Source organism: Amycolatopsis oliviviridis (assembly GCF_014654365.1).
Lineage (GTDB): Bacteria > Actinomycetota > Actinomycetes > Mycobacteriales > Pseudonocardiaceae > Amycolatopsis > Amycolatopsis oliviviridis.
Genome location: NZ_BNAY01000003.1, coordinates 584314 through 607700, shown reverse-complemented (window position 1 = coordinate 607700; position 23387 = coordinate 584314). Strand labels below are relative to the sequence as shown.

Below are 23387 nucleotides of genomic sequence, written 5' to 3'. Positions count from 1 at the left end.
GCCGGTCGGCTCACTCCGCGAAATACCCCAGCTGCGCCGAAAGATCGGCGGAGGCCTCGGTGAGTGGCCGCACGATCTGCCGCACCCGCTGCTTCGAAAGCCGGTACGAAGGACCGGAAGCGCTCATCGCCGCGACGACGTCCCCGCCGGGACCGTGCACCGGCACCGCGACCGCGTGCATCCCCAGCTCCAGCTCCTCGAAACAGGCCGCGTACCCGTCCGCGGCGACCCGCTCCAGTTCGGCGCTCAGCTCGTCCGGATCGACCGTGGTCCGCGGCGTGAACTGTTCGAGTTTCCGCCGGAGCAAGCGTTTGCGCTCGACGTCGCCCATGTACGCGAGCAGCACCTTCCCGCTGGACGTCGCGTGCAGGGGCGTGCGCTGGCCGGTCCAGTTCTGCGTGGTGATCGCGGCCGAACCGCGGGCCTGGCTGACGTTGATCGCCACGCCGTCGTCCGCGATCGCGATGTTGACCGTCTCGCCGAGCGTCTCCGCCAGGCCCTGACACGTCTGCCTGCCCAGTTTCGCCAGGTCCATCCGGCCGGTGGCGGCACCCGCCAGCCGGACGATGCCGAAGCCGATCGCGTATTTGCCGCGTTCCCCGAGCTGCTCGACGAGGCCGCGGTTCTCCAGGACGCTCAGCAACCGGGAAGCGGTCGACTTGTGCACGCCGAGTTCGCCCGCGATCTCGGTGATCCCCGTTTCCCCGTTGCGCGCCAGCAGTTCCAGCACGCTGATCGCGCGATCGACGGACTGCACCTGACTGGGCGTTGCGTTCCCCGCGTCCTGGTTCCGCATGACGCAACAGTAGCCGTTTCGCCGCGATCCGTTCGGCTGAGTGGGCGAATCCCTTGACGCACCGGCCCCTCGGGCGCGATTGTTGCGCAGAGCACGTCCTGTCTCGTAATACGCAACATCAACCACCGTCGGTCCTTTCCCCGGAGGCCCCGATGATCCGTGCCTGCTCCGTCTCCGAACTCCCCGAGGGCGAAGCTCTTCGCCTCGAAGGCCCCGTGCCCGTCTCGGTCTTCCATTCCGAGGGCGGCTATTACGCCCTCGACGACACCTGCAGCCACCAGGACGCGTCGCTCGCCGACGGCTGGATCGAGGGCTGCTTCGTCGAATGCCCGCTGCACGCCGCCCGGTTCGATCTGCGGACCGGCGTCCCGGACTGCCTGCCCGCGAAAAGCGCCGTGCGCACTTACCCGGTCGTGGTCGCCGATGGGGTGATTTACGTGGACACCGGGGCGCAGCAGGACGTCGCTTGAGAACCGTCGCCGTCGTCGGCACCTCCCTGGCGGGACTCCGCTCGGCGCAGGAGTTGCGCACGAGGGGATTCGACGGACGGCTCGTGATGATCGGCGCCGAACCACCGTACGACCGGCCGCCGTTGTCGAAGGATTTCTTACTGGGCAAGGTTTCCGCCGGCGATCTCGTGCTCGCCGGGCAGGACGACCTCGACGCGCTGGGCGCCGAATGGCACCTCGGCGTCCGCGCCGAAAGGCTCGGCCGCGAAGGCGTGACGCTCTCCGACGGCACCACGATCGCCGCCGACGGCTACGTCATCGCGACCGGGGCGGTGGCCAGAACCCTTGGCGCGGCGGGGAATCTGAATGGCGTTCACACGTTGCGGACGCTCGGCGACGCGGTCTCGCTGAAACAGGATCTCGCCACCGGGCCCGCTTCGGTGGTCGTCGTCGGCGCGGGATTCATCGGCGCGGAGGTCGCGTCCGCCTGCCGTCTGCTCGGTCACGACGTCACCGTGATCGAGGCGATGCCCGTCCCGCTCGCCCCGGTCCTCGGCGCGCGGATGGGCGCGGTGTGCGGGGAACTGCACGCCGAGAACGACGTCCGGCTGATCGCGGGAGTCGCCGTCGCCGGGTTCGCCGGGGCCGATCGCGTCACCGGTGTGCGGCTCGCCGACGGCCGGGAGATCCGCGCCGATCTCGTCGTCGCCGGGATCGGGGCACGGCCCGCCACCGACTGGCTGACCGGCTCCGGGATCGCCGTCGACGACGGGGTGCTGGTCGATTCCGGCTGTGTCACAGTGAATCCCCGGGTGATCGCGGTGGGTGACGTCGCGCGATACCGCTGCCGTCTGCGCGGCAGGCGTGTCCGGGCGGAACACTGGACCGCGGCGAACGAGCAAGCGGGCGTCGCGGTGGAGAACCTGCTCGCCGGCGCGACCGTCACGCATTTCGCACGACACGGTTACTTTTGGTCCGATCAGTACGGACGGCGGCTCCAATTCGCCGGAGTGGCCACGGAAGACGTGCGGATCGTCGAAGGCGACCTCGCTTCGAAGCGCTTCGTCGCGGCCTATCACCGCGGCGACGCGCTGACCGGTGTCTTCGCGATCGACTCGCCGCGGCCGTTCACCAGGCTCCGGCGCGCTCTCTAGGGGCCGAAGACCCTACTCGGATGGAGCAATTTGCCCGTTTCGATGATCTTTCTGGTGGTCACATCGCCGGGTCGCGCGCTCGCGCGGGGAAACTAGTGCGAACATAGGTTTATGAAGGCACGTGTTCTGGTCGTCGACGACGACCCTGCTCTCGCGGAGATGCTCACCATCGTGCTGCGTGGGGAGGGGTTCGACACAGCCGTCGTGGCCGACGGCTCACGAGCGCTGCCCGCGCTTCGTGAGCTGAAACCGGACCTGGTCCTCCTCGACCTCATGCTGCCCGGGATGAACGGCATCGACGTCTGCAAGGCGATCCGGGCCGAGTCCGGCGTGCCGATCGTGATGCTCACCGCCAAGAGCGACACCGTCGACATCGTCCTCGGGCTCGAATCGGGGGCCGACGACTATGTGGTCAAGCCCTTCAAGCCGAAGGAACTCGTGGCCCGCGTCCGCGCCCGGATGCGCCGCACCGAGGCCGAGCCCGCCGAGTCGCTGACGATCGGCGACCTCGCGATCGACGTCCCCGGACACGAGGTGACCCGGGAGGGCAAGGCCATCCCGCTGACCCCGCTGGAGTTCGACCTCCTGGTCGCGCTCGCCCGTAAACCGCGTCAGGTGTTCACCCGCGAGGTACTCCTCGAACAGGTGTGGGGCTATCGCCACGCCGCCGACACCCGCCTGGTGAACGTGCACGTCCAGCGTCTGCGTTCGAAGGTGGAGAAGGACCCGGAGCACCCCGAGGTGGTGTTGACGGTCCGCGGCGTCGGGTACAAGGCCGGCCCGCCGTGATCACCCCATGAGCGGACGCTTGCGAAGGCTTGTCCAGACCACGATGCGCCATGTTCGGCGCATCGTGGTTTTCGTGCGCCGCAAGATCGTCTCGTTCAACGAACTGTGGCGGTATTCGCTGCAGTTCCGCGTCACCGTGTCGACGCTGGCGCTGTCGTCGGCCGTGGTGTTCGTGCTGGGCATGGTGCTGCAGAACCAGATCACCGACCGGCTGATGGAGACCAAGCAGAACGCGGCGATCGCGCAGACCCGGGCGGTCGTCGAGACCGCGGCCAGTGAGCTGGTCGGCGTCGGTACCGAAAGCTCGGAAGCGCTCACGGCGCGGATGAACAACGCGCTCAAGAAGATCACCAGCACGACGACGTCGCAGGACGGCGTGGGATCGACGGCGGGCACCTTCGAACCGGTGCTGGCCGCCGGCGGCCGCGACCAGTCGAGCAAGCCGGTCGCCGCCGGTCCCTACGACAAGGTGCCGGTCCGGCTGCGCCAGTTCGTGGAAACCGAGCAGCTCAGCTGGCTGATCCACACGGCCACCGAACCCGACGGTGGCAAGACGACGTACATGATCGTCGGCGCGCCGGTGAGCACGATGATCAACCCGCTCCAGCTCTATCTGCTGTACCCGCTCACCAGCGAGCAGAACACCGTCTCGACCGTGCAGAACACGCTGCTCGTCGGTGGTCTGGTCCTGCTGCTCCTGCTGGCCGGGATCACGAACCTGGTCACCCGGCAGGTGGTCCGGCCGGTCCGGCAGGCCGCCGCGGCGGCCGAACAGTTCGCGGGCGGGGATCTCGACCAGCGCCTCGCCGTGCTCGGCGAGGACGATCTGGCCAAACTCGCCGTCTCCTACAACGAGATGGCCGCGAGCATCCAGCGGCAGATCCGCCAGCTGGAGGAATTCGGCGGGTTGCAGCGCCGGTTCACCTCCGACGTCTCGCACGAACTGCGCACCCCGCTGACCACCGTCCGGATGGCCGCCGACGTGCTGCACGCGTCGCGCGAGCAGTTCCCGGCCGGGCTCGCCCGCTCCACCGAACTGCTGGTCGACGAACTCGACCGGTTCGAGGCCCTGCTCGGCGACCTGCTGGAGATCAGCAGGCTCGACGCGGGTGTCGAGGAGCTCTCGGCCGAGCTGATCGACGTCCGGCCGATCGCGACCAGGGCCGTCGAACAGGTCCGGGTGATCGCGGGCAACGCGGGCAGTTCGGTCGAGCTGATCCTGCCGGACGAGGAGGCGCCCGCCGAGGTCGACGCGCGCCGCGTCGAGCGGATCCTGCGCAACCTGCTGGCCAACGCGGTCGACCACAGCGAAGGAAACCCGGTGGTGCTGACGCTCGCGGTCAACGAGACCGCCGTCGCCATCACCGTGCGTGACCGTGGCGTCGGGCTCCGCCCCGGCGAGGCGGAACTGGTGTTCAACCGGTTCTGGCGGGCCGACCCGTCCCGCAACCGCCGGACCGGCGGCACCGGTCTCGGCCTCGCGATCAGCCAGGAGGACGCCCGGCTGCACGGCGGCGTCCTCGACGCCTGGGGCGAGACCGGCCACGGTGCCTGCTTCCGGCTCGTGCTGCCGCGGCGGCAGGACACGCCGATGGGGGAGAGCCCGCTGGTCCTGCCCCCGCCCGATCACAAGGCGACCGAAACGCACGGCGCGTCGTCAGGGCTGCTCGAAGTCCGGCCCGCGCCCGACGCGATCCTCGCCGAGCCCGAGGAGGTCGGCCGGTGAAGCGGCTGCTGACCCTGCTCACGGTGTTCCTGCTGGTCGCCGGCTGCGCGAACATCCCGCTCGAATCCCAGCCCGCCGTCGTCCCCGGGGACAAACCCGGGCAGGCGCCGGTGGACGTCCCCGAACCGGCGGCCGGGATCGACTCGCTCACCGTCATCCGCCAGTTCATCCGCAACTCCGCGACCCCGGGCTCGGCGAACGCCAACGCGCGGGTGTACCTCGACGACGAGGCCCGGCGAAACTGGAAGCCGTCACCCGGGCTGGCGATCATCGACGACACCTTCGGCACCGTTTACGACACCGGGACGCCGTCCGGGAACCCGGACGAGCAGCTGGTGAACGTCCGCGGGTTCAAACTCGGCAACCTGAGCCCCGACAGCGCGTTCATCCCGGTGAAGACCGAGTACTCGCAGCAGTTCAAGCTGCGGAAGCAGCAGAACGGCCAGTGGCGGATCGTGGACCCGCCGCAGGAACTCGCCGTCACCGAGAAGGACTTCGCGGCGAACTACTTCCGGGTGCCGATCAGCTTCTACTCGCCCGACTCCGGCGCCTTCGTCCCCGACCTCCGCTACGTCGCGGCGAAACCGCAGGCTGGATTGCCCGGCCGGGTCATGGACCTGGTGCTGCAGGGGCCGTCGGAAGGGCTGAAGGGCGCGGTCAAGGACCTGCTGAACGACCAGGTCACCACCGAGACCAACGTGCGCAGCACGGACGACGGGACACTCGACGTCGCCCTGACCGGGATCGGCGGGGCCAGCCTCGTGGACCGGAACCTGATCGCCGCGCAGATCATCCTCTCGCTGCAGACGGTGACGTTGAGCCGGATCCGGCTGCTGGCCGACGGCACCGCACTGGTGCCGGAACACGAATACTGGCGCGCCAGCGAACTGCTGAACTACAACGCGCACATCGCGCCCGACTCCGAGCAAGGGCTGATGACCGTCAACGGGCGGATCCGGTCGCTCGGCGACGGCCAGCCGGTCGGCGGGCCCGCGGGCAACGGTGGCTACAAGGTCATCAGCGCCGCCCAGTCCGTCGACGGCAAACGGCTCGCGGTGGTCGAAGAACGCGACGGCAGGCAGTGGCTCCGGGTCGGCGACCTGGGGCACGAGCTCGCATCGGTGGACCTGTTCGGCGGCAGCCTGAGCCGCCCCACCTGGCGCCCGGTCTCCCGCGGCGGCGGGGTTTCGGGCGAGGTCTGGACGGTCGTCGACCACAACACCGTCGCCAGGGTCACCCTGGCCGCGGACGGCCGCTGGGTGAAGGCCGGCGTCGACGCGACCCTGCTCACCGGGCTCGGCCAGATCACCGAACTGCGGCTTTCGCGCGACGGGTCGCGGCTGGCCGCGGTGGTCAACGGTCAGCTGGTGGTCGCCTCGATCGTGCGGACGGCGGACTCCGTGGCGCTGCGCGCGCCGCGCAAGCTGCAGGAACGCGACCTCAAGGACGTCGTCGACGTCGACTGGGCGACCCAGGACCACCTGATCGCCGCGACGTCGTCGAACACGCTGCCGGTGGTCAAGGTGCCGGTGGACGGGCAGCGGATGGACGCCTTCAACAGCTCGAACCTGACCCCGCCGGTGCACGGCGTCACCGCTGCGCCGAGCAAGCAGAACCTGGTCGCGGACGCGGGCGGGCTGTGGGTCGCCTCGGAACTGGGCGAGGTCTGGCGACCGCAGGCGCACACCGTCACCGACGCGGACCCGTTCTACCCGGGCTGAGCTCTCCGGACCGGCTCACCTACCTGAAGCGCGTGAAGGCCCCCTTCCCTCGGCTCAGCCGAGGGAAGGGGGCCTTCACGCGCTTCAGCTGTGAGCGATGTGGCAGCCGGTGGCGCCTGGGACGAGCGCGGCGATCACGGACCAGGCGGGAGCCGCGAAGCGTCGCGAAGGCGGCCAGTCGGCTGAAGCGCCTTCTTCTCGGTAGTCGTCCCGGGTTCTTCTCGATTGGCATCCCCGGTGAGCCACCGAACCCCGGCCCTTTCTCCTCGACTGCTGTCATGAGGGGTCACCTCAGGACGAAAAGTGTCCAAAGGGGACCCCTCATGACACGACGGGACCGGGAACTGTCGGACCTAGGCGCGACCGTGGCAGGCATGACCAAACTCCTGGATCTCCTCATCCCCGCCCGCTGCGCCTCCTGCGGGGCACCCGGCGCGCCTTGCTGCACCACCTGTCAGACGGCTTGGGGTTCGCTCAGCGAGATCACCCGCGCGCCCACGGCCGGCCGAGTCCCCGTCTACGCCCTGGCCCGCTACGCCGACGAAGCCCGGCGGCTGATCCTCGCCTACAAGGAACGCGGCCGTCGCGACCTCGCACCGTCCCTCGGCCGGGCCGTCGCCGAAGCCCTGGTCCAGCTGCCCGAGCCCGCCGAGGAACCCTGCCTGGTCCCGGTCCCTTCGAGACGGCACGCCTCGCGTGTCCGAGGTGGACCGCACGTCCGGCGCCTCGCCGAGGAGTGCGTGAAAGTGTTGGCAGAAAACGGAAAACCAGCGACCGTGGCCCCGATCCTCGCCCTCGGGGCCGGGGTCCGCGACGCGGCGGGCCTCACCCGCGCCGAGCGCGCGGTGAACCTCGACGGCCGCGTCCGCCTGATGCCGGGAGCCCGCCCGGAGAAGGTCGTTCTTCTTGACGACGTGATCACAACCGGAGCAACCGCCGCCGCTTGTGTGCGCCTTTTGGACATAAGCGGAATTCACGTTTCCGCGGTGATCGCACTGGCCGCCGCCGGGTGATCGAAGGGTCACCTACAAGAGTGATGAATGATCGGGAACGGGAATGGGTACAAGGGCGTTGACGGGATATGAGGCAGCTTCCGGGGAACGCTCGAACGCCCCGCCACTCCACCGGGGTGGCGGCGGATTCCCTTGGCGGCGTCACCCTCGGCTTTTTCCTGCCCGAAGGCTTGCGCCGTCCGCGTGAAAACAAATCACGGGGACGACGCCCGACAAGCCGGATTGTCCCGCTGGACAGGTTGCCGTCGTCGCGTGCGGTGACGAGGTCTCACGTCCTGATATCCCCCGGCTCGGGGGCTGTTGCTCGGGGCGTGATGCAGCTAACGTGCAGCGCTATCAGCAATCCCGGCAGGCAGGGAGGTGACCAGCCCATGTCCCTGGCGCCGGAGCCGCGCTGAGTCCGCGCTCGGACATCCGCCACGAGACGTCGTGACCTGATGCCGAGTTCCCTCATCGCCCGCGATCCGGGCTTCGTCCCCGCTTTACCGGCGCCCTAGTGAACACATCTACAGCTCGCAGTCATTTCAGCGAGGGAGGTCGTGTATGGACATCGTCGTTAAGGGCCGCAACGTGGAGGTGCCTGACCACTATCGGGCACTTGTCAGCGAAAAGCTGGCCCGGCTAGAGCGCTACGACAAGAAGGTCATCCGTTACGACGTGGAGCTCTTCCACGAGCCCAATCGCCGGCAGTCGAAGAACTGCCAGCGCGTCGAAATCACCGGTAAGGGCAGGGGCCCCGCCGTGCGCGCCGAAGCGTGTGCGGGCGACTTCTACGCAGCGCTGGATTCCGCACTCAACAAGCTCGAGAACAGGTTGCGGAAGACACACGACCGCCGGCGCGTGCACTACGGCCGCAGCCGCCCGGAATCCGTCGCCGAGGCGACTTCGATGGCGGCCGCCGGTGGCATGACCACCGACACCCGACATCTGGCGGGTACCGCTGTGCTCGAGGCGCCAGAGGCCGAACCCCTGGCCAACGGTTTCGCCGTCGAGAGCGGTGAAGAGTTCGAGATGCCCCAGCAGCGCTGGGATGACGGGGTGACCGAACACCAGCCCGGTCGCGTCGTCCGCGAGAAGAAGCACGACGCGGAGCCCATGACGGTCGACCAGGCTCTCTACGAGATGGAACTGGTCGGTCACGACTTCTATCTTTTCAACGACTCCGACGCCGGTTGCCCGAGCGTCGTCTACCGGAGGCGAGGCTTCGACTACGGCGTCATCCGGCTGAGCTAGCCGGTCCCTCCGACAACCCACAACGCCTATGAGGTGGCCCGTACGCGCACGCGTACGGGCCACCTTCCTGTCCGGATCAGCCGGGATGCGCACCGGCCAGGTCAGATACCGACAGACGGTGCGTGCGCGAACACCGAGGTGTTCCCTACGATGGGGGCGGACGGTGGTGCGTTACCAGTGCGCCACCGCGTACGAGATTGCCCGGGACCGGCTCGGGTGCGATCACAATCAGCTAGTGAGGTCGACCGGATGGTGCTGAACCGCCTGCTCCGCGCGGGCGAGGGCAAGATGGTGAAGCGGCTGCGCAACATCGCCGATCACATCAACACCCTCGAAGACGACGTCAAGGAACTTTCGGACACCGCGCTGCGGGCCAAGACCGACGAGTTCCGTAAGCGGAACGCGGACGGCGAGTCACTCGACGACCTCCTGCCGGAGGCCTTCGCGGTGGCGAGGGAGGCGGCCTGGCGCGTGCTGGGCCAGCGGCCCTACGACGTCCAGCTGATGGGCGGCGCCGCGCTGCACCTCGGCCAGGTCTCGGAGATGAAGACCGGTGAGGGCAAGACCTTGACCCAGGTCCTCCCCGCGTACCTGAACGCCGTGTCCGGCAAGGGCGTGCACGTCATCACGGTGAACGACTACCTGGCCAAACGTGACGCCGAGTGGATGGGCCGCATCCACCGCTTCCTCGGCCTGGAGGTCGGGGTCATCCTGGCCGACCAGACGCCCGAGGTCCGCCGCCAGCAGTACGCCGCCGACATCACGCACGGCACGAACAACGAGTTCGGCTTCGACTACCTCCGCGACAACATGGCGTGGAGCCTCGAAGACTGTGTGCAGCGCGGCCACAACTTCGCGATCGTCGACGAGGTGGACTCCATCCTCATCGACGAGGCCAGGACGCCGCTGATCATCTCCGGTCCGGCCGACCAGTCCTCGCGCTGGTACGTCGAGTTCGCCCGGATGACCCCGCTGATGAAGGCGGACATCCACTACGAGGTGGACATCCGCAAGCGCACCGTCGGTGTCACCGAGAAGGGTGTCGCCTTCGTCGAGGACCAGCTCGGCATCGACAACCTCTATGAGGCCGCGAACACGCCGCTGGTCGGCTACCTGAACAACGCGCTGAAGGTCAAGGAGCTCTACAAGCGCGACAAGGACTACATCGTCCGTGACGGCGAAGTCCTCATCGTCGACGAGTTCACCGGCCGCATCCTGCACGGCCGCCGCTACAACGAGGGCATGCACCAGGCGATCGAGGCCAAGGAAGGCGTCGAGATCAAGGCCGAGAACCAGACGCTCGCCACGATCACGCTGCAGAACTACTTCCGGCTCTACGACAAGCTGTCGGGTATGACCGGTACCGCCGAGACCGAGGCGGCCGAGTTCCACCAGACCTACAAGCTGGGTGTGGTGCCGATCCCGACCAACCGGCCGATGGTCCGCGCCGACCAGGCCGACCTCATCTACAAGACCGAGCAGGCCAAGTTCGAGGCCGTCGCCGAGGACATCGCCGAGCGGCACGAGAAGGGCCAGCCGGTGCTGGTCGGCACCACGAGTGTCGAGAAGTCCGAGCACCTGTCGAAGCTGCTGCTCAAGCTGGGTGTCCCGCACGAGGTCCTCAACGCCAAGCACCACGACCGGGAGGCGCTGATCGTCGCCCGCGCCGGGCGCAAGGGCGCGGTCACGGTCGCCACCAACATGGCGGGCCGCGGTACCGACATCGTGCTCGGCGGCAACCCGGACATCATCGCCGACGAGGTGCTGCGCGACCGCGGCCTCGACCCGGTGGAGCACTCCGAGGAGTACGAGGCCGCCTGGCCGAAGGTGCTCGAAGAGGTCCAGGCCGACACCAAGACCGAGGCCGAGGAGGTCCGCGAGGCCGGCGGGCTGTACGTGCTCGGCACCGAGCGGCACGAGTCGCGCCGGATCGACAACCAGCTCCGCGGTCGTTCCGGCCGTCAGGGCGACCCGGGCGAGTCCCGGTTCTACCTGTCGCTCGGTGACGAGCTCATGCGCCGCTTCAACGCGACCATGGTCGAGCGGGTCATGACCACCATGCGGCTGCCGGACGACGTGCCGATCGAGCACAAGATGGTCTCCAAGGCGATCAAGAGCGCGCAGACGCAGGTCGAGCAGCAGAACATGGAGATCCGCAAGAACGTCCTCAAGTACGACGAGGTCATGAACGAGCAGCGCAAGGTGATCTACGCCGAGCGCCTGCGCGTCCTCGAAGGCGAGGATCTCCGCGAGCAGATCGAGCACATGCTCGTCGACGTCATCAACGCGTACGTCAACGAGGAGACCTCTTCGGGCTACGCCGAGGACTGGGACCACGAGAAGCTGTGGACGGCGCTCAAGACGCTGTACCCGGTGAAGGTCACCTGGGACGCCCTGAACGAGGAAGACGACCTCGACGCCGAAGGGCTGCGCGAGGCGCTGCTCGACGACGCTCACCGCGCGTACGACGAGCGCGAGGTCGAGATCGACGGCAAGGTCGGCGAAGGCGCGATGCGCAGCCTGGAGCGCCAGGTGATGCTCACCGTGCTCGACCGCAAGTGGCGTGAGCACCTCTACGAGATGGACTATCTCAAGGAGGGCATCGGCATGCGGGCCCTGGCGCAGCGCGACCCGGTCATCGAGTACCAGCGCGAGGGCTACGACATGTTCCGCGCGATGCTGGAGTCGCTGAAGGAGGAGGCCGTCGGCTTCCTGTTCAACCTCCAGGTCGAGCAGGCCGAACCCGCCGCCCCGGCGCCCGAGTCGGCGTCCGCGCTGCCCGCCGGTGTCGGTTCCGGGAACGGCCAGGCCGCCAACGGCGACGGACGGCACGCCCGCCCGACGCCGCCGCAGGGTCCGGCGACCGACACCGAATCCGTGCCGTCCGCGTTGCGGGGCAAGGGACTCGGCGGCGGTGCGCGGTCCGGGCTGACCATGTCGGGCCCGTCCGAGGACGGCGGCGTCGAGTCGCATTCGGACAGTGCCGGCAGCGACGGCGGTGACCAGAGCGGGACCCGCCGTGAGCGTCGTGCCGCGCAGCGCGCTTCCCAGAAGAAGGGCAAGAAGGGCCCGCGCCGCTAGACAGTCCAAGCGCGTGAAGGCCCCCTTCCCTCGGCTCAGCCGCGGGAAGGGGGCCTTCACGCGCGAAGACCCCTTTGTCATGCCGCGAGCCGGAGCGCGGAAACGCGTCGCGGTGGCTTCAGCAGATTGAACCGGGTGCACACCCAGCCCGCCGGGGTCCGCTCGAAGCGCGCCGCCAGCGCGAGGCAGCGATCGTTCTGTTCGACCGTCGCGCAGGCCTCGACGACGCCGTCCGCCGGATGGCACAGGTGGATCGACTTCGGCCGGTAACCGCCCGGCGGACGACGGCGGCCGCTGTCGAGCAGCGCGCTGTGGAGCGCCGGGTCGAGGATGGGCCGCACCTGCACCGCCGGACGCCGCCCGTCACAGGCTTCGAGGATCGTGGTCAGCAGCCTGCCCACTTGACGCCGGTCCGGTGTGTCGGGTCGTGGCTTGGGTTCCTCCACGATCTGTTCCCCGGACAGCGGCAGGTCCAGCACGAGCTGGTTGTCCGGCGGTGCCACCCGGTGCACCAGCCTGCCCGGGGCCCGGTAAGGCGGTTCACACGGTTTCAGCCGTCTCAGTACGTACGAACGCATCAGGCAATCCCCCTCCGCGGCCCCCTCGGCCACGCCCAGCAACTAAGGGGCCGGAGCGGGGCGGAGCCGCGACACGAACCGCCCGAGAGGATGAATCGGGCGGTGATCGCTTGTGTACGGTGGGCCCGTGCTGAAAGGGCTGGTCATCGACTACGTCGGAGTGCTCACGGACGACGGCGCGGACGAGCTGTACGCCTTCCTCCACGCCGCCAGGGCACGCGGCATCAAAACGGCCTTGCTCTCGAACGCACCCGGCGCGTCGGACGAGGCCAAGCGGTCGTTGGACCCGTTCTTCGACGCGCTCGTCTTCTCCGGCGAGGTCGGCGTGGCCAAACCCGAGCGCGAGGTCTACCTGCTCACCGCGGGGCTGCTGGACCTGCCCGCCGCCCGGTGCGTGTTCGTCGACGACGCCGCACATAACGTCCGCGCCGCGGTGGCGGCCGGGATGGCGGGCGTGCACCACACGTCGGTCGAGGAGACGCTGACCGAGCTCAGCGCCTTGTTCCCGGAGTCCTAGGGGTTCCCGGGGGACGCAGCGCGGCGGACCAGCTCGAACGAGAGCACGGCGGCGGCCGCGGACACGTTGAGCGACTCGACCTCGCCCGGCATCGGGATCGACACCCACTCCGTCACCAGCTCGCCGACCTCGGCGCCGACGCCGTTCGTCTCCCCGCCCAGTACGAAGGCCGCGCGCTGCGGCAGCTCGACGTCGAACACCGAACTGCGGGCCGAAGCGCCCAGCGCGTAGAGGCCGTACCCGGCTTCGGTGAGCATTTCGGCGGCCTCGCGCGCGCTGCCGCACCGCAGCACGGGCGCGCGGAACGCGACCCCGGCCGAGGCCTTGACCACCATCGGGTCGAGGGCGGCGACCCCGCGCCGCGGCACCACGACGCCGTCCAGCCCGGCGGCGGTCGCCGTGCGCAGGATCATCCCGACGTTCGCCGGGGTGGTGATGCCGTCGAGCAGCAGCACCCGCGAGGGCGGCCTGCCGCCGGACAGGGCTGCCTGAAGCGACCGCATCCGCGGGGCGACGACGTCGGCCAGCACCCCCTGGTCCTGCTTGCCGTTGCCGGCCAGCACCTTGACGCGATGCGCGCTCGCCCGCTGCACCGGCACCCCGGCGGCCTTGGCGGCGCGCTGGATCTCGGCGGCGTTCGGCCCGCGCACGGTCTCGGCGAGAATCACCTTGTCCACCTCGAGCGCCGCGTCGTCCAATGCTTCGAGCACCGGTTTCCGGCCGTACACCGTCAGGAACCGGTCCTTCGGCGAGATCACCGACTCATCACCCACACCGGCGAGTGTCCCACTATGTAAGGATCGGCCCATGCCCGACCGCCTCTCGGCGCTGGACGCCTCGTTCCTGTACGTGGAAGACCACTCGACCCCGATGCACGTCGGGGGCGTGGCGATCTTCGAACGGCCGCGCGACGGCTTCACCTACGAGCAGCTGCTGGACCTGATCGGGCAGCGGCTGGCGTTCCTGCCGCGCTACCGGCAGCGTGTGCTGGAGGTGCCGGGGCACCTCGCCCGGCCGGTGTGGGTCGACGACGTCGACTTCGACCTCAACTACCACGTCCGCCGGTCCGCGCTGCCGCAGCCGGGCTCCGACGGCCAGCTGTTCGATCTCGTGGCGCGGCTGATGTCGAGGCGGCTCGACCCGGGACGGCCGCTCTGGGAGGCGTACTTCGTCGAAGGGCTCGCGGGGGACAAGGTCGCGCTGGTCACCAAGACGCACCAGTCCGTTGTGGACGGCGTCGGCACCATCGAGCTCGGGCAGCTGATCCTCGAAACCGCCCCGCAGGAGCCGGAACCGTTCGACGACAACTGGCATCCGCGCCGGGAACCGAGCCGCACCCAGCTGATGCTCGACGCCGTCGCCGAGACCGTGCAGCGCCCGACCGAGCTGGTGGAGAACGTCCGCTCCATCGCCCACGACGCCACCGCGATGGCGGGCAAGGTCACCGAAACGGTCGGCGACGTCGCGTCGGCGCTGAAGACCATGGTGAAACCCGCGCCGTCCGGGCCGCTCAACGTCCGCACCTCCGGCGGCCGCATGTTCGCCGTGGTCCGTACCCGGCTGGAGGACTTCCGCAAGGTCCGGGCCGAGCACGGCGGCACGGTCAACGACGTCGTGCTGGCGGCGATCACCGGCGCGCTGCGGGAATGGCTGCTCTCCCGCGGTTCGGCCCTGACCGCCGGCACCACCGTGCGCGCGCTGGTGCCGATGGCCGTCCGCGACGCCGAGACGGCCGAGTACTCGACGCCGGCACTGCTCGGGAACCAGGTCGACGCCTACCTGGTCGACCTCCCGGTCGGGGAACCGAACGCGGTCCTGCGGCTGCAGCACATCGGCCACGCGATGGCGGCCCACCTCGACTCGGGCCGATCGGTCGCCGCGCGCGGGCTGCTGACGGTCGGCGGTTTCGCCCCGGCGACCCTGCATTCGCTGGGCGCGCGGGCGGCCGGGTCGATGTCGGGGCGCATCTTCAACGTGCTGATCACGAACTCACCGGGCCCGCAGGTGCCGCTCTACGCGGGACAGGCGAAGATGGTGGAGATGTTCCCGGTCATGCCGCTGGTGCGCAATCAGGCGCTGGCGATCGGGGTCACCTCGTATCACGGCGGTGTCTACTTCGGACTGAACGGCGACCGCAAGGCCGTGTCCGATGTGGACCTGCTCGCCGGGATGATCGAGGAATCGTTGGAAGAGCTGAAGGGTGCGCACTGGTGAGGGTCTATCTACCCGGGACGATCGCGATGCTCCGTGAGCTCGAAACCGCCGGAGAGCTCCGGGCGCGCAGCGGCACGGGCTTCGCGCTGACCCCGGCGCTGCGGGAGTCCTACGCCAGCGGATCCGACGAGGAACTCGAGTACGCCGCGCTGCTCGACGCCGCCAGGGCGTCGCTCCGGCTGATCGCGGCCGAGGAGAAGCCCGAGCCGCGGCGGGTGGTGATCTCGGCCGACATCGACGAGGTCACCCTGCGCCCGGATCTCGACGCCGCCGTCGTCCGGCTGTCCGGGCCGGTGAAGATCGCCGACGTCGCCGCGATCCACGTCGACGCCGCCGAGGCCGCGGAGTCGGTCCAGGCCGCCGCCGCGGTGATCGACCAGGCCGACCTCGGCGACCCGGACGCGGAGTTCACCCTCGGCGACGCCGAGGACCACGAACTCGCCTGGTACGCGCCGCAGGAGCTCCCCTTCCTGCTGGAACTCCTCTGACGCCCCCTTCTCTAACTCGCATTTCGTCCTCTGAATGCGGTCCTTGCGCGTGCAACTACCGCATTCAGAGGACGAAACGCTAGAACCAGGAGGGGCCGGGGACCGGGCGTTCGGGCCGCCAGCCGGTGGCCTCGGTGAGCCGGGCCGACACGACGCGCTGCGAACGCGCCAGCACCGACATCGACCCCACCCGGTTCGCCAGCCATTTCGGCAGCGCGCGCGGCCGCCGGACACCGGCCGCGGCCGCCATCGCCTCGCCGAGTTCCTGTTTCCGCACCGGATCGGCGGCCAGGTTGTAGACGCCGCTCGGTGCCCGCAGCGCCGCGATCGCGCCCGCCGCCGCGTCGTCCGGGTGGATCGCCGCGGTCCAGTCGGTCCGGCGGCCGATGATCAGCGGCGAACCGCGCCGCGCGGCCGTCAGCATCATCGTGGTCATCGGGTCGTCGGAGACCAGCAGCCCGATCCGCAGCCGGATCGCGGTACGTCCTTCGTCCGCCAGCTCCGCGATGTTCGCGTGCGCCACCGTCGAAGACGCGATGTGGCCGCTCGCCGCGAGAGGCGCGTCTTCGTCCAGTTCCTCGTCGCCGCCGTCGGCGTAGACGAACGAAATCCCTTCCTGTACCACGATTCCCAGCTCACCGACCCGGCGCGCGGCGGTCGCGAGCGTCCGGCTGCCGTCGATCCGCAGCCGGTCGTTCTCCGCCCAGCCGGACGCTGTCATCGCGTGGCGCGCGTCCGGGATCCGGGTCGCGACGTTCACCACCGCCTCGTGCCCGTTCAGCGCCCCGGCCAGGGAATCGACGTCGAACAGCGAACCCGTCACCGGTTTCGCGCCGGTCGCGCGCACGGCCGCGATCCGGTCCTCACCGCGGGCGAGCCCGCTCACCTCGTGGCCCTCGGCCAGCAGCCGCCGCACCAGCGGGCGCCCCAGCACCCCGGTCGCCCCGATCACCATCACGCGCATGTCCGTCTCCTCCTGTCCGCCTTCACGACCTGGACGAGGCGGGCGCGGAGAACGTGACAGGGTCAGCCCGCCGGGATCTCCCCGATCTCTTCCGGCGGCGGTGCCTGGATGTCGGCCTGCGTGCCCCAGTCGCTGTAGCTCGTGACGATCCGCGCCATCGCGCTGTCCGGGACACCCGAAGCGGCGAGGACGGGCGCGAGGTCGAGCACGATCCGCAGCGGCTGGTGCGCGTCGTCGAGCCAGACCTCCATCGGGATCTTCCCGAGCTTGCCGTGCAGTTCCCCGACGGCCTCCGCCGACAACCCGGCGGGCAGGTCACCGCCCAGCGCGGCCATGTCGATGTCCAGCCGGTAGTGCTCGGTGGACACACCGTCGAGTTCGGCGTGCCCGGACTCGGTGAGCGTGCCGGCCCGCCGGACCTGGTCGAGCGCGCGGCCGGGATCGTTCTGCTTCGCCAGCTGGTCGATGCTGCCGCCGGCGACCTGCGAGAACGGGTCGGCGCCGTCGGGGGAGACCTTGACCCACGGTTTCCCGCCGGGAACGTCCTCGCGGGCGCTCTCGGGGACCTTGGCGAAGACGACCTTGTCGACCAGCCGGAGTTCGAGCGGCTCGCCGAGGAAGTCCGTGGTCATGGCCAGCGCGGTGCCCGTCCGCGCGACCTGGGCCTGCCCCTGGCTCTTCGAACGCATCGTGCCCGCCGTGACCTCGGTGGCGAACTTCGCGGCCTTGCCGTCCGCGGCGGCCGCGGCCCCGTCGGCGAGCGCGCGGGCGTCGGCGAACGACACGGCCGTTTCACCGTCGCACGCGCCGAGCAGCGCGCCGAGTACGAGCACGACGGCGGACAGGGCCGTTCTCCGCATGAGGACCTGCTTTCCAAGGCGGGCACTCAAGCGAAACACAGCCGGGGACCTCGCCCCGATCGGGGGAACGGCTCAGCGGCTGTCGCCGATGGCCTCGGGCGGCGGCGCGATGATCACCACGTCCGAGGCCCAGCTGTCGTACTTGACCGTGGCCTTGCCCAGGCTGACCTGCACCGGACGCTGTTCGCCGTCCAGCCACACCTCGGCCGGGGCGCCGCCGAGGTCGAGGACGTAGTGCGTGGCGGCCGTCCCGTTCAGCTCGGCCTGCTCGGACTTGGTGACCTTGCCGGACTTCGAGATCCGCTCGATCGTGCGCGTCGGATCCATCGTCTCGACGACTTCCGTCATCAGCGCGCCGTTGGCCGCGGAAAGCGCGTCCTTGCCGCCGGCGGTGATCTTGACCCATTCCTTGTCGGTCTTGAGTTCCTGGACCTGCGCGTCGGACAGGTGGTAGTAGAGGACGCCGTCGGCGAAGATCAGGTCCCGTTTCTCGCCCGCGACCTCGGCGACCATGGAGAACTTGCTGTTCGCGCCCTCGTAGAGCCCGGAGCTGGTCACCACGACCTTGCGGCCGTCCTCGGAGGTGGTCTCCAGCGCGATCTTCGACGACCGGGCCTTCTGCGTGCCCGCGCCGGCGGCCGAGGCCAGCTGCGCCGCGTCGGTGGCCGCCGGTGGCGCCGCCGGTTTCTCTTCGCCGGAACAGCCTCCCAGCAGCAGGAGAGCGGTACAGACGACGGCGAATCCGGTGGCACGCATAGGACTCCCTCGGGTGAATGGTCTGTACCACTACCGTAGCGCCTATCGCGTGAATTTCCACCGTCCGATGGTCCGGAAGCGCGTGAAGGCCCCCTTCCCTCGGCTGAGCACAGGGAAGGGGGCCTTCACGCGCGAAAGGGCCTAGTTTCCCTGCTTCACCATTTCGGCGTAGTCGCCCACCTCGGCGGCGGGCGGCGGGGTGACCTCCACCGGCAGACCCCAGTCGCTGTAGACGTACGTCGACTTGGCCTCGCCGGTGTCGCGTCCTCCCACGGACTTCATGAACGAGGTCATGTCCATGGTCACCTTCAGGGGAAGCTGTTCGGCGTTGAGCCACAGTTCGGCCGGGATCCGCAGATCCTTGCCTTCGAGCCGCTTCTCGATCTTCGCTCGCTGGTCGGCGGGGACATCCTCGCCGAAGAACAGATTGAACTGCTTCATGGCGTCGAATTCGACGAAGTAGTGGTTCGCCGGGACGCCGTCCAGCCGGGTCTGTTCCGACCTGGTGATGCGGCCGGTCTTTTCGACCAGCTCCAGCAGCTTCGCCGGGTCACCCATCTCGAACGACTTCAGCATGGCCTTCCCCATGGCCTTCGCCTGGGGATCCTCGCTGTTCAGGTCGATCTTCCCCCAGTTCTTGTCCGTCTTGAGCTGGGCTTTCTCGGCCGCGGGCAGCTTGATGAACAGGGTCTGGTCGACCAGGCGCAGGATGCCGGCTTCCCCGCCGATGGTCAGGTTCGCCTCGACCTTCGAGGCGGCGCCGTCGTAGTACGTCAGCAAAGTGCCCGTGACCCTGGTGCCGCCGCGTGTGGCGTCGAGGGTCGCCTTGGAGGACTTGCTCTTCCTCGTCCCCTGCTTCGCGGCCTCGACGAGGCCGAGCGCGTCGGCGAACGGGGTGGCCAGCGCGAGCTCGCCGCCCTTGTTCCCGCCTGGCTCGCTCGGGCGGGTGCCGCAGCCCGTGACCAGCAGGGCCAGGGCCGCGGCGGCCGCGGTGAGCTTGATCGAGGCGCGCATCTACCGGCCGCTCTTCTTCATGATCTCCACCACGTCGCCGACCTGGTCGGCGGGCGGGGCGGCGATGGTCAGCGGGCCACCCCAGTCGGTGTACTTGACCGTGGTCTTGGCGACACCGTCGCCGGGGGCGCCCATGGCCTTCACGAACGCGGTCTGGTCCGTGATGACCTGCACCGGCAGCTGGTCGGCGTTGAGCCACATCTCGGTGACGATGGAGGCGTTCTTGCCCTCGAGCTTCGCGTCGAGCTGCTTCCGGGTCTCGGCGGGCAGCGGGATGCCGATCTCGCCCATGATGAGGTCGATGGCCTTCCGGGGATCGACGTCGATCACGTAGTGGTTCGTCCGCTCACCGTCCAGCTCGACCTGGTCCGACTTCGAGACCTTGCCCGCCTTCGAGATCTTTTCGAAGACGCGGGCCGGGTCGCCCTCCTTGATGGCCTTCGACATCATCTTGCCGATCAGCTGCGAGATCGGGTCCTGGCCGTCGGGCGAGATCTTCGCGTACGCCTTGTCGGTCTTCAGCTCGGCCTTGTCGTCCGCGTCGAGCTTGAAGTACATCGTGTTGTCGACGAACGTCATGTCGAGCTTCTTGCCGTCGCTCTCCATGACCATCGCGAGCTTGCTGTTCTCGCCGTCGTACAGGCCCTGGCCGGAGATCGTGGTCTTCTCGGCGCCCGCGACGATCTCCATCGCCACCTTCGACGACTTGGCCTTCTTGGTGCTCTCGCGGGTCAGCGCCGCGAGCTGGATCGCGTCGCCGAGCGGCGACGAAAGTGAGCTCTTCGCTTCGGAAGGAGCGGGGGCAGCCGCGCCGGGCTGCTTCTCGCCACCGCAGGCGGACAGCGCCAGGACGGCGGCCGTCGTGACGGCGGCGAGCATGGTTACGCGCTTCAACAGGACCCCTCAGAGAAGTTGATCTAATCCGAACGGGTTATCGCGCGAAGGTCGATTTAGTTACCGATCGTCGTCATGTCCGGCCCGAGACCCCAGAAGTCGCCGCAAAGAGGCCAGCCGCTCCGGGCTCGCGTCACCCTCGGTGACCACGTCGTCGAGCGCGCAGTCCGGATCCGAAGGCGGCCCGAGGTGGCCGCAGCCGGAAGGACATTCCTCGGCGGCCTCGGCGAACTCCTCGAACGCGAGCACGATGTCGTCGGCGGTCACATGCGCCAGCCCGAAGGAACGGACGCCCGGGGTGTCGACCACCCAGCCGCCGCCGGGCAGGGGGAGCGCGACCGCCGCGACCGACGTGTGCCTGCCTTTGCCGACCGCGCTGACCACGCCGGTCGCCAGGCCGGCGTCCGGCACCAGCCGGTTGACCAAAGTGGACTTCCCGACCCCGGAATGCCCGACCAGCGCGGTGACCCGGCCCTTGAGTCGCCCGGTCAGCTCCTCCGGATGCTCGTCGTGGCGGGTGACCACGGCCGGGATGTCGAGACCCGCGTAGCCGGCGAGGAGTTCGTCCGGGCTCGCGAGGTCGGCCTTCGTCAGGCACAGGACCGGTTCGAGGCCGCCCGCGTAGCAGGCGACGAGACAGCGGTCGATGAACCCGGTGCGCGGCGGGGGATCGGCCAGCGCGGTCACGATCAGCAACTGCTCGGCGTTGGCGACGACCACCCGTTCGAAGGGGTCGGTGTCGTCCGCGGTCCGGCGGAGCACACTGGAGCGTTCGTCCACCCGGATGATCCGGGCGAGGGTGTCCGGCTTGCCGCTGACGTCGCCGACGATGCCGACGGTGTCGCCGACGACCACCGAGACCCGCCCCATCTCGCGGGCCCGCATCGCGGTGACGATCCGATCCGGATCCGAGTCGATCGCGCAGGTCCAGCGTCCGCGGTCCTTGCCGATGACCATCGCGGTGGAGGCGTCGGCGTGCTCGGGACGGCGTTTGCTGCGCGGCCTGGTGCCCTTGCCGGGACGGATCCGCACGTCGGATTCGTCCAGCCTGCGCCAGTCCTTGCCAGCCAAACCGCCTCCTGCTCTGTGAACACGCGGGTCAATGATCCCATGCTGCTCGCCATCGCCCGGCCGGCGTGTAACGATGACTGTCGATTAGGGAGGTTTTCGCATGTGCGGGCGCTATGCCGCCACCAAGGACCCCGCGGCGCTGATCGACGAATTCGCCGCCGTGGACCTGACCGAGGGCCGGATCCGGACCGATCACAACGTGGCGCCGACCAAGGACGTCCCGACCGTGGTGCAGCGCCACCCGCGTGACGCCGACGGCGCGGTGCTCGAAGACGAGCCCACCGTCCGGTCGCTGCGGATGATGCGCTGGGGGCTGGTCCCGTTCTGGGCGAAGGACCCCGGCGTGGGCTCGAAGATGATCAACACGCGCGCCGAGACCGCCAAGGAGAAGCCGTCCTTCAAGAAGGCGGTCTCCGCACGGCGTTGCCTGGTCCCCGCCGACGGCTGGTACGAGTGGCGGCGCGACGGCAAGGAGAAGCAGCCCTTCTACATGACCGGACCCGGTGACGGCTCGCTCGCCTTCGCCGGTATCTGGGAGACCTGGCGGCCGAAGGACGACAGGGACGCGGACCCGCTGATCACCTTTTCGGTGATCACCACGGACTCGGTCGGCAGGCTCACCGACGTCCACCACCGCATGCCGCTGCTGATGCCGCGCGAGAAGTGGGACACCTGGCTCGATCCCGACCTGCCCGACGTCACCGACCTGCTCGTCCCGCCCTCGGTGGACCTGGTCGACACGATCGAGCTGCGGCCGGTGTCCAGCCTGGTCAACAGCGTCCGCAACAACGGCCCCCAGCTGCTGGACCGGGTCGAGCCCGCCGCCGAAAGCGCGCTCTTCGACGTGCCGAACTCATGACGACACTGGAGATCGACACCGCCTACGGCCCCGCGCGGGCCGAGCTTCACTGCGCCGAGGAAGGCTCCGCAGTGCTGATGCTCGGCCACGGCGCGGGCGGCGGGATCGGCGCGAAGGACCTGGTCGCCGTCACGCGCGCGGCGCAGGCGGCGGGTGTACACGTAGCGCTCGTCGAGCAGCCGTACCGGGTGGCGGGCCGCCGCGCTCCCGCCCCCGCCACGCAACTCGACACGGCCTGGCTCACCGTGGCCGACGAGATCTCCGAACGTTTCGACGACCTCCCGATCGTGTTCGGCGGCCGGTCCTCCGGGGCCCGCGTCGCCTGCCGGACAGCCGCGGCGGGGCAGGCGGTGGCCGTGCTCTGCCTGGCCTTCCCCGAACACCCGCCGGGAAAGCCGGAGAAGACCCGGCAGGGTGAACTGGACGCCGTCGAGGTCCCGACGCTGGTCGTCCAAGGCGAACGTGACCCGTTCGGCCTGCCCAAGGCGGGGCCGCATCACGAGATCGTGGTGCTCAAGGGCGACCACAACCTCAGCGCCGACCTCGACGGTGTGTCACGCGCGGCCGCCGAGTGGCTCGAACGTGTGCTGCGGCCGCTCGCCTGACTCTCCGCGTTTCGTCCTCTGAATGCGGTAGTTGCGTGTGCAACTACCGCATTCAGAGGACGAAACGCGAAAGGGGCGAAACCGGAAAGTCAGGCCGCGATGGGGGCGACCACGGCGCCGGTGAGCCGCACCAGATCGGCGGGCGCGAGTTCGACTTCGAGACCGCGACGCCCGGCCGAGCAGTGCACGGTCTCGAACTTCTCCGCCGTGGCGTCGATCACCACCGGCAGCCGGCTCCGGTGCCCGAGCGGCGAGATCCCGCCGAGCACGTACCCGGTCGCGCGCTGCGCGGCGGCGGGGTCGGCCATCTTCGCCTTCTTCCCGCCCGCGGCGGCCGCGAGCGCCTTCAGGTCCAGCTGGCCCGTGACCGGGACCACGCCGACGGTGAGTTTCCCGTCGACCTCGGCGACCAGTGTCTTGAACACGCGCGCGGGGTCCAGCCCCAGCGCTTCGACGGCTTCGAGGCCGTACGACTCGGCCCGCGGGTCGTGGTCGTAGGCGTGCAGAACGTGCGCCACTTTCTGCTTCGCCAGCAGCGCCGTCGCCGGGGTTCCCTTGCCTGCCATGGGCGGAGTCTACGAGCGCGCCGGGAATGCCCGGCCGGG

The 23387-nt window shown here is 69.4% G+C and carries 23 protein-coding genes; 13 read left to right on the top strand and 10 right to left on the bottom strand.

Annotated features, from left to right (window positions below):
- Positions 1-10: 10 nt before the first annotated feature.
- Positions 11-796: an IclR family transcriptional regulator gene (locus IE302_RS15965; protein ID WP_191255291.1), complete on the bottom strand. Its 786-nt coding sequence runs from the start codon at positions 794-796 to the stop codon at positions 11-13.
- 152 nt (positions 797-948) lie between these two features.
- Between IE302_RS15965 and IE302_RS15960 the strand changes: the two genes are divergently transcribed.
- The 8 genes from IE302_RS15960 (at position 949) to secA (ending at position 11962) form a co-directional block, all read left to right on the top strand.
- Positions 949-1266 carry a bifunctional 3-phenylpropionate/cinnamic acid dioxygenase ferredoxin subunit gene (locus IE302_RS15960; protein ID WP_191255290.1) on the top strand — a complete coding sequence of 106 codons (318 nt, stop codon included), beginning with the start codon at positions 949-951 and terminating at the stop codon, positions 1264-1266.
- A complete protein-coding gene (locus IE302_RS15955; RefSeq protein WP_191255289.1) occupies positions 1263-2399 on the top strand; it encodes an NAD(P)/FAD-dependent oxidoreductase in 1137 nt (378 codons plus the stop codon). The genes IE302_RS15960 and IE302_RS15955 overlap by 4 nt, the downstream gene beginning before the upstream one ends.
- Positions 2400-2510: 111 nt before the next feature.
- Complete coding sequence (gene mtrA, locus IE302_RS15950) at positions 2511-3188, top strand: MtrAB system response regulator MtrA (protein ID WP_005150760.1); 678 nt, start codon at positions 2511-2513, stop codon at positions 3186-3188.
- Between the two features lie 43 nt (positions 3189-3231).
- Positions 3232-4914 (top strand): MtrAB system histidine kinase MtrB, encoded by a 1683-nt coding sequence (gene mtrB / locus IE302_RS15945; RefSeq protein ID WP_191255618.1) that lies wholly within the window; start codon positions 3232-3234, stop codon positions 4912-4914.
- Entirely contained in the window at positions 4911-6635 is a 1725-nt protein-coding gene (locus IE302_RS15940; protein WP_191255288.1) for an LpqB family beta-propeller domain-containing protein, read from the top strand. Before mtrB ends, IE302_RS15940 begins: the two co-directional genes overlap by 4 nt.
- 374 nt (positions 6636-7009) lie before the next feature.
- On the top strand, positions 7010-7648 hold the full coding sequence (locus IE302_RS15935; protein ID WP_191255286.1) for a ComF family protein: 639 nt from the start codon (positions 7010-7012) through the stop codon (positions 7646-7648).
- 543 nt (positions 7649-8191) lie between these two features.
- Positions 8192-8881 carry a ribosome hibernation-promoting factor, HPF/YfiA family gene (gene hpf / locus IE302_RS15930; protein WP_005150753.1) on the top strand — a complete coding sequence of 230 codons (690 nt, stop codon included), beginning with the start codon at positions 8192-8194 and terminating at the stop codon, positions 8879-8881.
- Positions 8882-9130: 249 nt separating this feature from the next.
- Positions 9131-11962 (top strand): preprotein translocase subunit SecA, encoded by a 2832-nt coding sequence (gene secA, locus IE302_RS15925; protein WP_191255284.1) that lies wholly within the window; start codon positions 9131-9133, stop codon positions 11960-11962.
- A 77-nt stretch (positions 11963-12039) separates the two neighbouring features.
- Here secA and IE302_RS15920 read toward each other — a convergent pair whose 3' ends face one another.
- Positions 12040-12540, bottom strand: a complete 501-nt coding sequence (locus IE302_RS15920; protein WP_191255283.1) for an Rv3235 family protein — start codon at positions 12538-12540, stop codon at positions 12040-12042.
- Between the two features lie 112 nt (positions 12541-12652).
- Here IE302_RS15920 and IE302_RS15915 point away from each other — a divergent pair, with 112 nt between their 5' ends.
- Positions 12653-13057, top strand: a complete 405-nt coding sequence (locus IE302_RS15915) for an HAD family hydrolase (protein WP_191255281.1) — start codon at positions 12653-12655, stop codon at positions 13055-13057.
- On the opposite strand, the gene IE302_RS15910 is transcribed toward IE302_RS15915, so the two are convergent.
- Positions 13054-13830 (bottom strand): TrmH family RNA methyltransferase, encoded by a 777-nt coding sequence (locus IE302_RS15910; RefSeq protein WP_191255280.1) that lies wholly within the window; start codon positions 13828-13830, stop codon positions 13054-13056. The genes IE302_RS15915 and IE302_RS15910 overlap by 4 nt on opposite strands.
- Positions 13831-13864: 34 nt before the next feature.
- On the opposite strand from IE302_RS15910, the gene IE302_RS15905 reads away from it, so the two are divergent.
- Positions 13865-15271 carry a WS/DGAT/MGAT family O-acyltransferase gene (locus IE302_RS15905; protein ID WP_191255279.1) on the top strand — a complete coding sequence of 469 codons (1407 nt, stop codon included), beginning with the start codon at positions 13865-13867 and terminating at the stop codon, positions 15269-15271.
- Positions 15268-15759 (top strand): DUF6912 family protein, encoded by a 492-nt coding sequence (locus IE302_RS15900; protein WP_125689885.1) that lies wholly within the window; start codon positions 15268-15270, stop codon positions 15757-15759. Before IE302_RS15905 ends, IE302_RS15900 begins: the two co-directional genes overlap by 4 nt.
- A gap of 79 nt (positions 15760-15838) precedes the next feature.
- On the opposite strand, the gene IE302_RS15895 is transcribed toward IE302_RS15900, so the two are convergent.
- The 6 genes from IE302_RS15895 to rsgA all read right to left on the bottom strand — a co-directional run bounded on the left by IE302_RS15895 (position 15839) and on the right by rsgA (position 21318).
- Positions 15839-16723, bottom strand: a complete 885-nt coding sequence (locus IE302_RS15895) for an NAD-dependent epimerase/dehydratase family protein (protein WP_191255278.1) — start codon at positions 16721-16723, stop codon at positions 15839-15841.
- A gap of 62 nt (positions 16724-16785) precedes the next feature.
- On the bottom strand, positions 16786-17583 hold the full coding sequence (locus IE302_RS15890; RefSeq protein WP_191255277.1) for an SCO4651 family lipoprotein: 798 nt from the start codon (positions 17581-17583) through the stop codon (positions 16786-16788).
- 72 nt (positions 17584-17655) lie between these two features.
- Entirely contained in the window at positions 17656-18339 is a 684-nt protein-coding gene (locus IE302_RS15885) for a hypothetical protein (protein ID WP_191255276.1), read from the bottom strand.
- 141 nt (positions 18340-18480) lie between these two features.
- Positions 18481-19353: an SCO4651 family lipoprotein gene (locus tag IE302_RS15880; protein ID WP_191255275.1), complete on the bottom strand. Its 873-nt coding sequence runs from the start codon at positions 19351-19353 to the stop codon at positions 18481-18483.
- Positions 19354-20247 carry an SCO4651 family lipoprotein gene (locus IE302_RS15875; RefSeq protein ID WP_191255274.1) on the bottom strand — a complete coding sequence of 298 codons (894 nt, stop codon included), beginning with the start codon at positions 20245-20247 and terminating at the stop codon, positions 19354-19356.
- A gap of 60 nt (positions 20248-20307) precedes the next feature.
- Positions 20308-21318, bottom strand: coding sequence for a ribosome small subunit-dependent GTPase A (gene rsgA, locus IE302_RS15870; RefSeq protein WP_191255273.1), 1011 nt, complete (start codon positions 21316-21318; stop codon positions 20308-20310).
- Between the two features lie 100 nt (positions 21319-21418).
- Between rsgA and IE302_RS15865 the strand changes: the two genes are divergently transcribed.
- Together IE302_RS15865 and IE302_RS15860 are read left to right on the top strand one after the other, a co-directional pair.
- Positions 21419-22177, top strand: coding sequence for an SOS response-associated peptidase (locus tag IE302_RS15865; protein ID WP_191255272.1), 759 nt, complete (start codon positions 21419-21421; stop codon positions 22175-22177).
- The gene (locus tag IE302_RS15860; RefSeq protein WP_005150735.1) at positions 22174-22782 is read left to right on the top strand and encodes an alpha/beta hydrolase family protein; all 609 of its coding nucleotides are present in this window, start codon (positions 22174-22176) and stop codon (positions 22780-22782) included. The genes IE302_RS15865 and IE302_RS15860 overlap by 4 nt, the downstream gene beginning before the upstream one ends.
- 89 nt (positions 22783-22871) lie before the next feature.
- Here the strand turns inward: IE302_RS15860 and ybaK are convergent, their stop codons facing one another.
- Positions 22872-23348 (bottom strand): Cys-tRNA(Pro) deacylase, encoded by a 477-nt coding sequence (gene ybaK, locus IE302_RS15855; protein ID WP_191255271.1) that lies wholly within the window; start codon positions 23346-23348, stop codon positions 22872-22874.
- Positions 23349-23387: the final 39 nt, after the last annotated feature.

Coding starts and splice junctions, on each gene's coding strand:
- hpf (WP_005150753.1), top strand. CDS start 8,192: ATGGACATCGTCGTTAAGGGCCGCAACGTGGAGGTGCCTGACCACTAT.
- IE302_RS15905 (WP_191255279.1), top strand. CDS start 13,865: ATGCCCGACCGCCTCTCGGCGCTGGACGCCTCGTTCCTGTACGTGGAA.
- IE302_RS15865 (WP_191255272.1), top strand. CDS start 21,419: ATGTGCGGGCGCTATGCCGCCACCAAGGACCCCGCGGCGCTGATCGAC.
- IE302_RS15885 (WP_191255276.1), bottom strand. CDS start 18,339: ATGCGTGCCACCGGATTCGCCGTCGTCTGTACCGCTCTCCTGCTGCTG.
- secA (WP_191255284.1), top strand. CDS start 9,131: ATGGTGCTGAACCGCCTGCTCCGCGCGGGCGAGGGCAAGATGGTGAAG.
- IE302_RS15920 (WP_191255283.1), bottom strand. CDS start 12,540: ATGCGTTCGTACGTACTGAGACGGCTGAAACCGTGTGAACCGCCTTAC.
- mtrB (WP_191255618.1), top strand. CDS start 3,232: ATGCGCCATGTTCGGCGCATCGTGGTTTTCGTGCGCCGCAAGATCGTC.
- IE302_RS15935 (WP_191255286.1), top strand. CDS start 7,010: ATGACCAAACTCCTGGATCTCCTCATCCCCGCCCGCTGCGCCTCCTGC.
- IE302_RS15965 (WP_191255291.1), bottom strand. CDS start 796: ATGCGGAACCAGGACGCGGGGAACGCAACGCCCAGTCAGGTGCAGTCC.
- IE302_RS15960 (WP_191255290.1), top strand. CDS start 949: ATGATCCGTGCCTGCTCCGTCTCCGAACTCCCCGAGGGCGAAGCTCTT.
- IE302_RS15895 (WP_191255278.1), bottom strand. CDS start 16,723: ATGCGCGTGATGGTGATCGGGGCGACCGGGGTGCTGGGGCGCCCGCTG.
- ybaK (WP_191255271.1), bottom strand. CDS start 23,348: ATGGCAGGCAAGGGAACCCCGGCGACGGCGCTGCTGGCGAAGCAGAAA.
- IE302_RS15880 (WP_191255275.1), bottom strand. CDS start 19,353: ATGCGCGCCTCGATCAAGCTCACCGCGGCCGCCGCGGCCCTGGCCCTG.
- IE302_RS15860 (WP_005150735.1), top strand. CDS start 22,174: ATGACGACACTGGAGATCGACACCGCCTACGGCCCCGCGCGGGCCGAG.
- IE302_RS15890 (WP_191255277.1), bottom strand. CDS start 17,583: ATGCGGAGAACGGCCCTGTCCGCCGTCGTGCTCGTACTCGGCGCGCTG.
- mtrA (WP_005150760.1), top strand. CDS start 2,511: ATGAAGGCACGTGTTCTGGTCGTCGACGACGACCCTGCTCTCGCGGAG.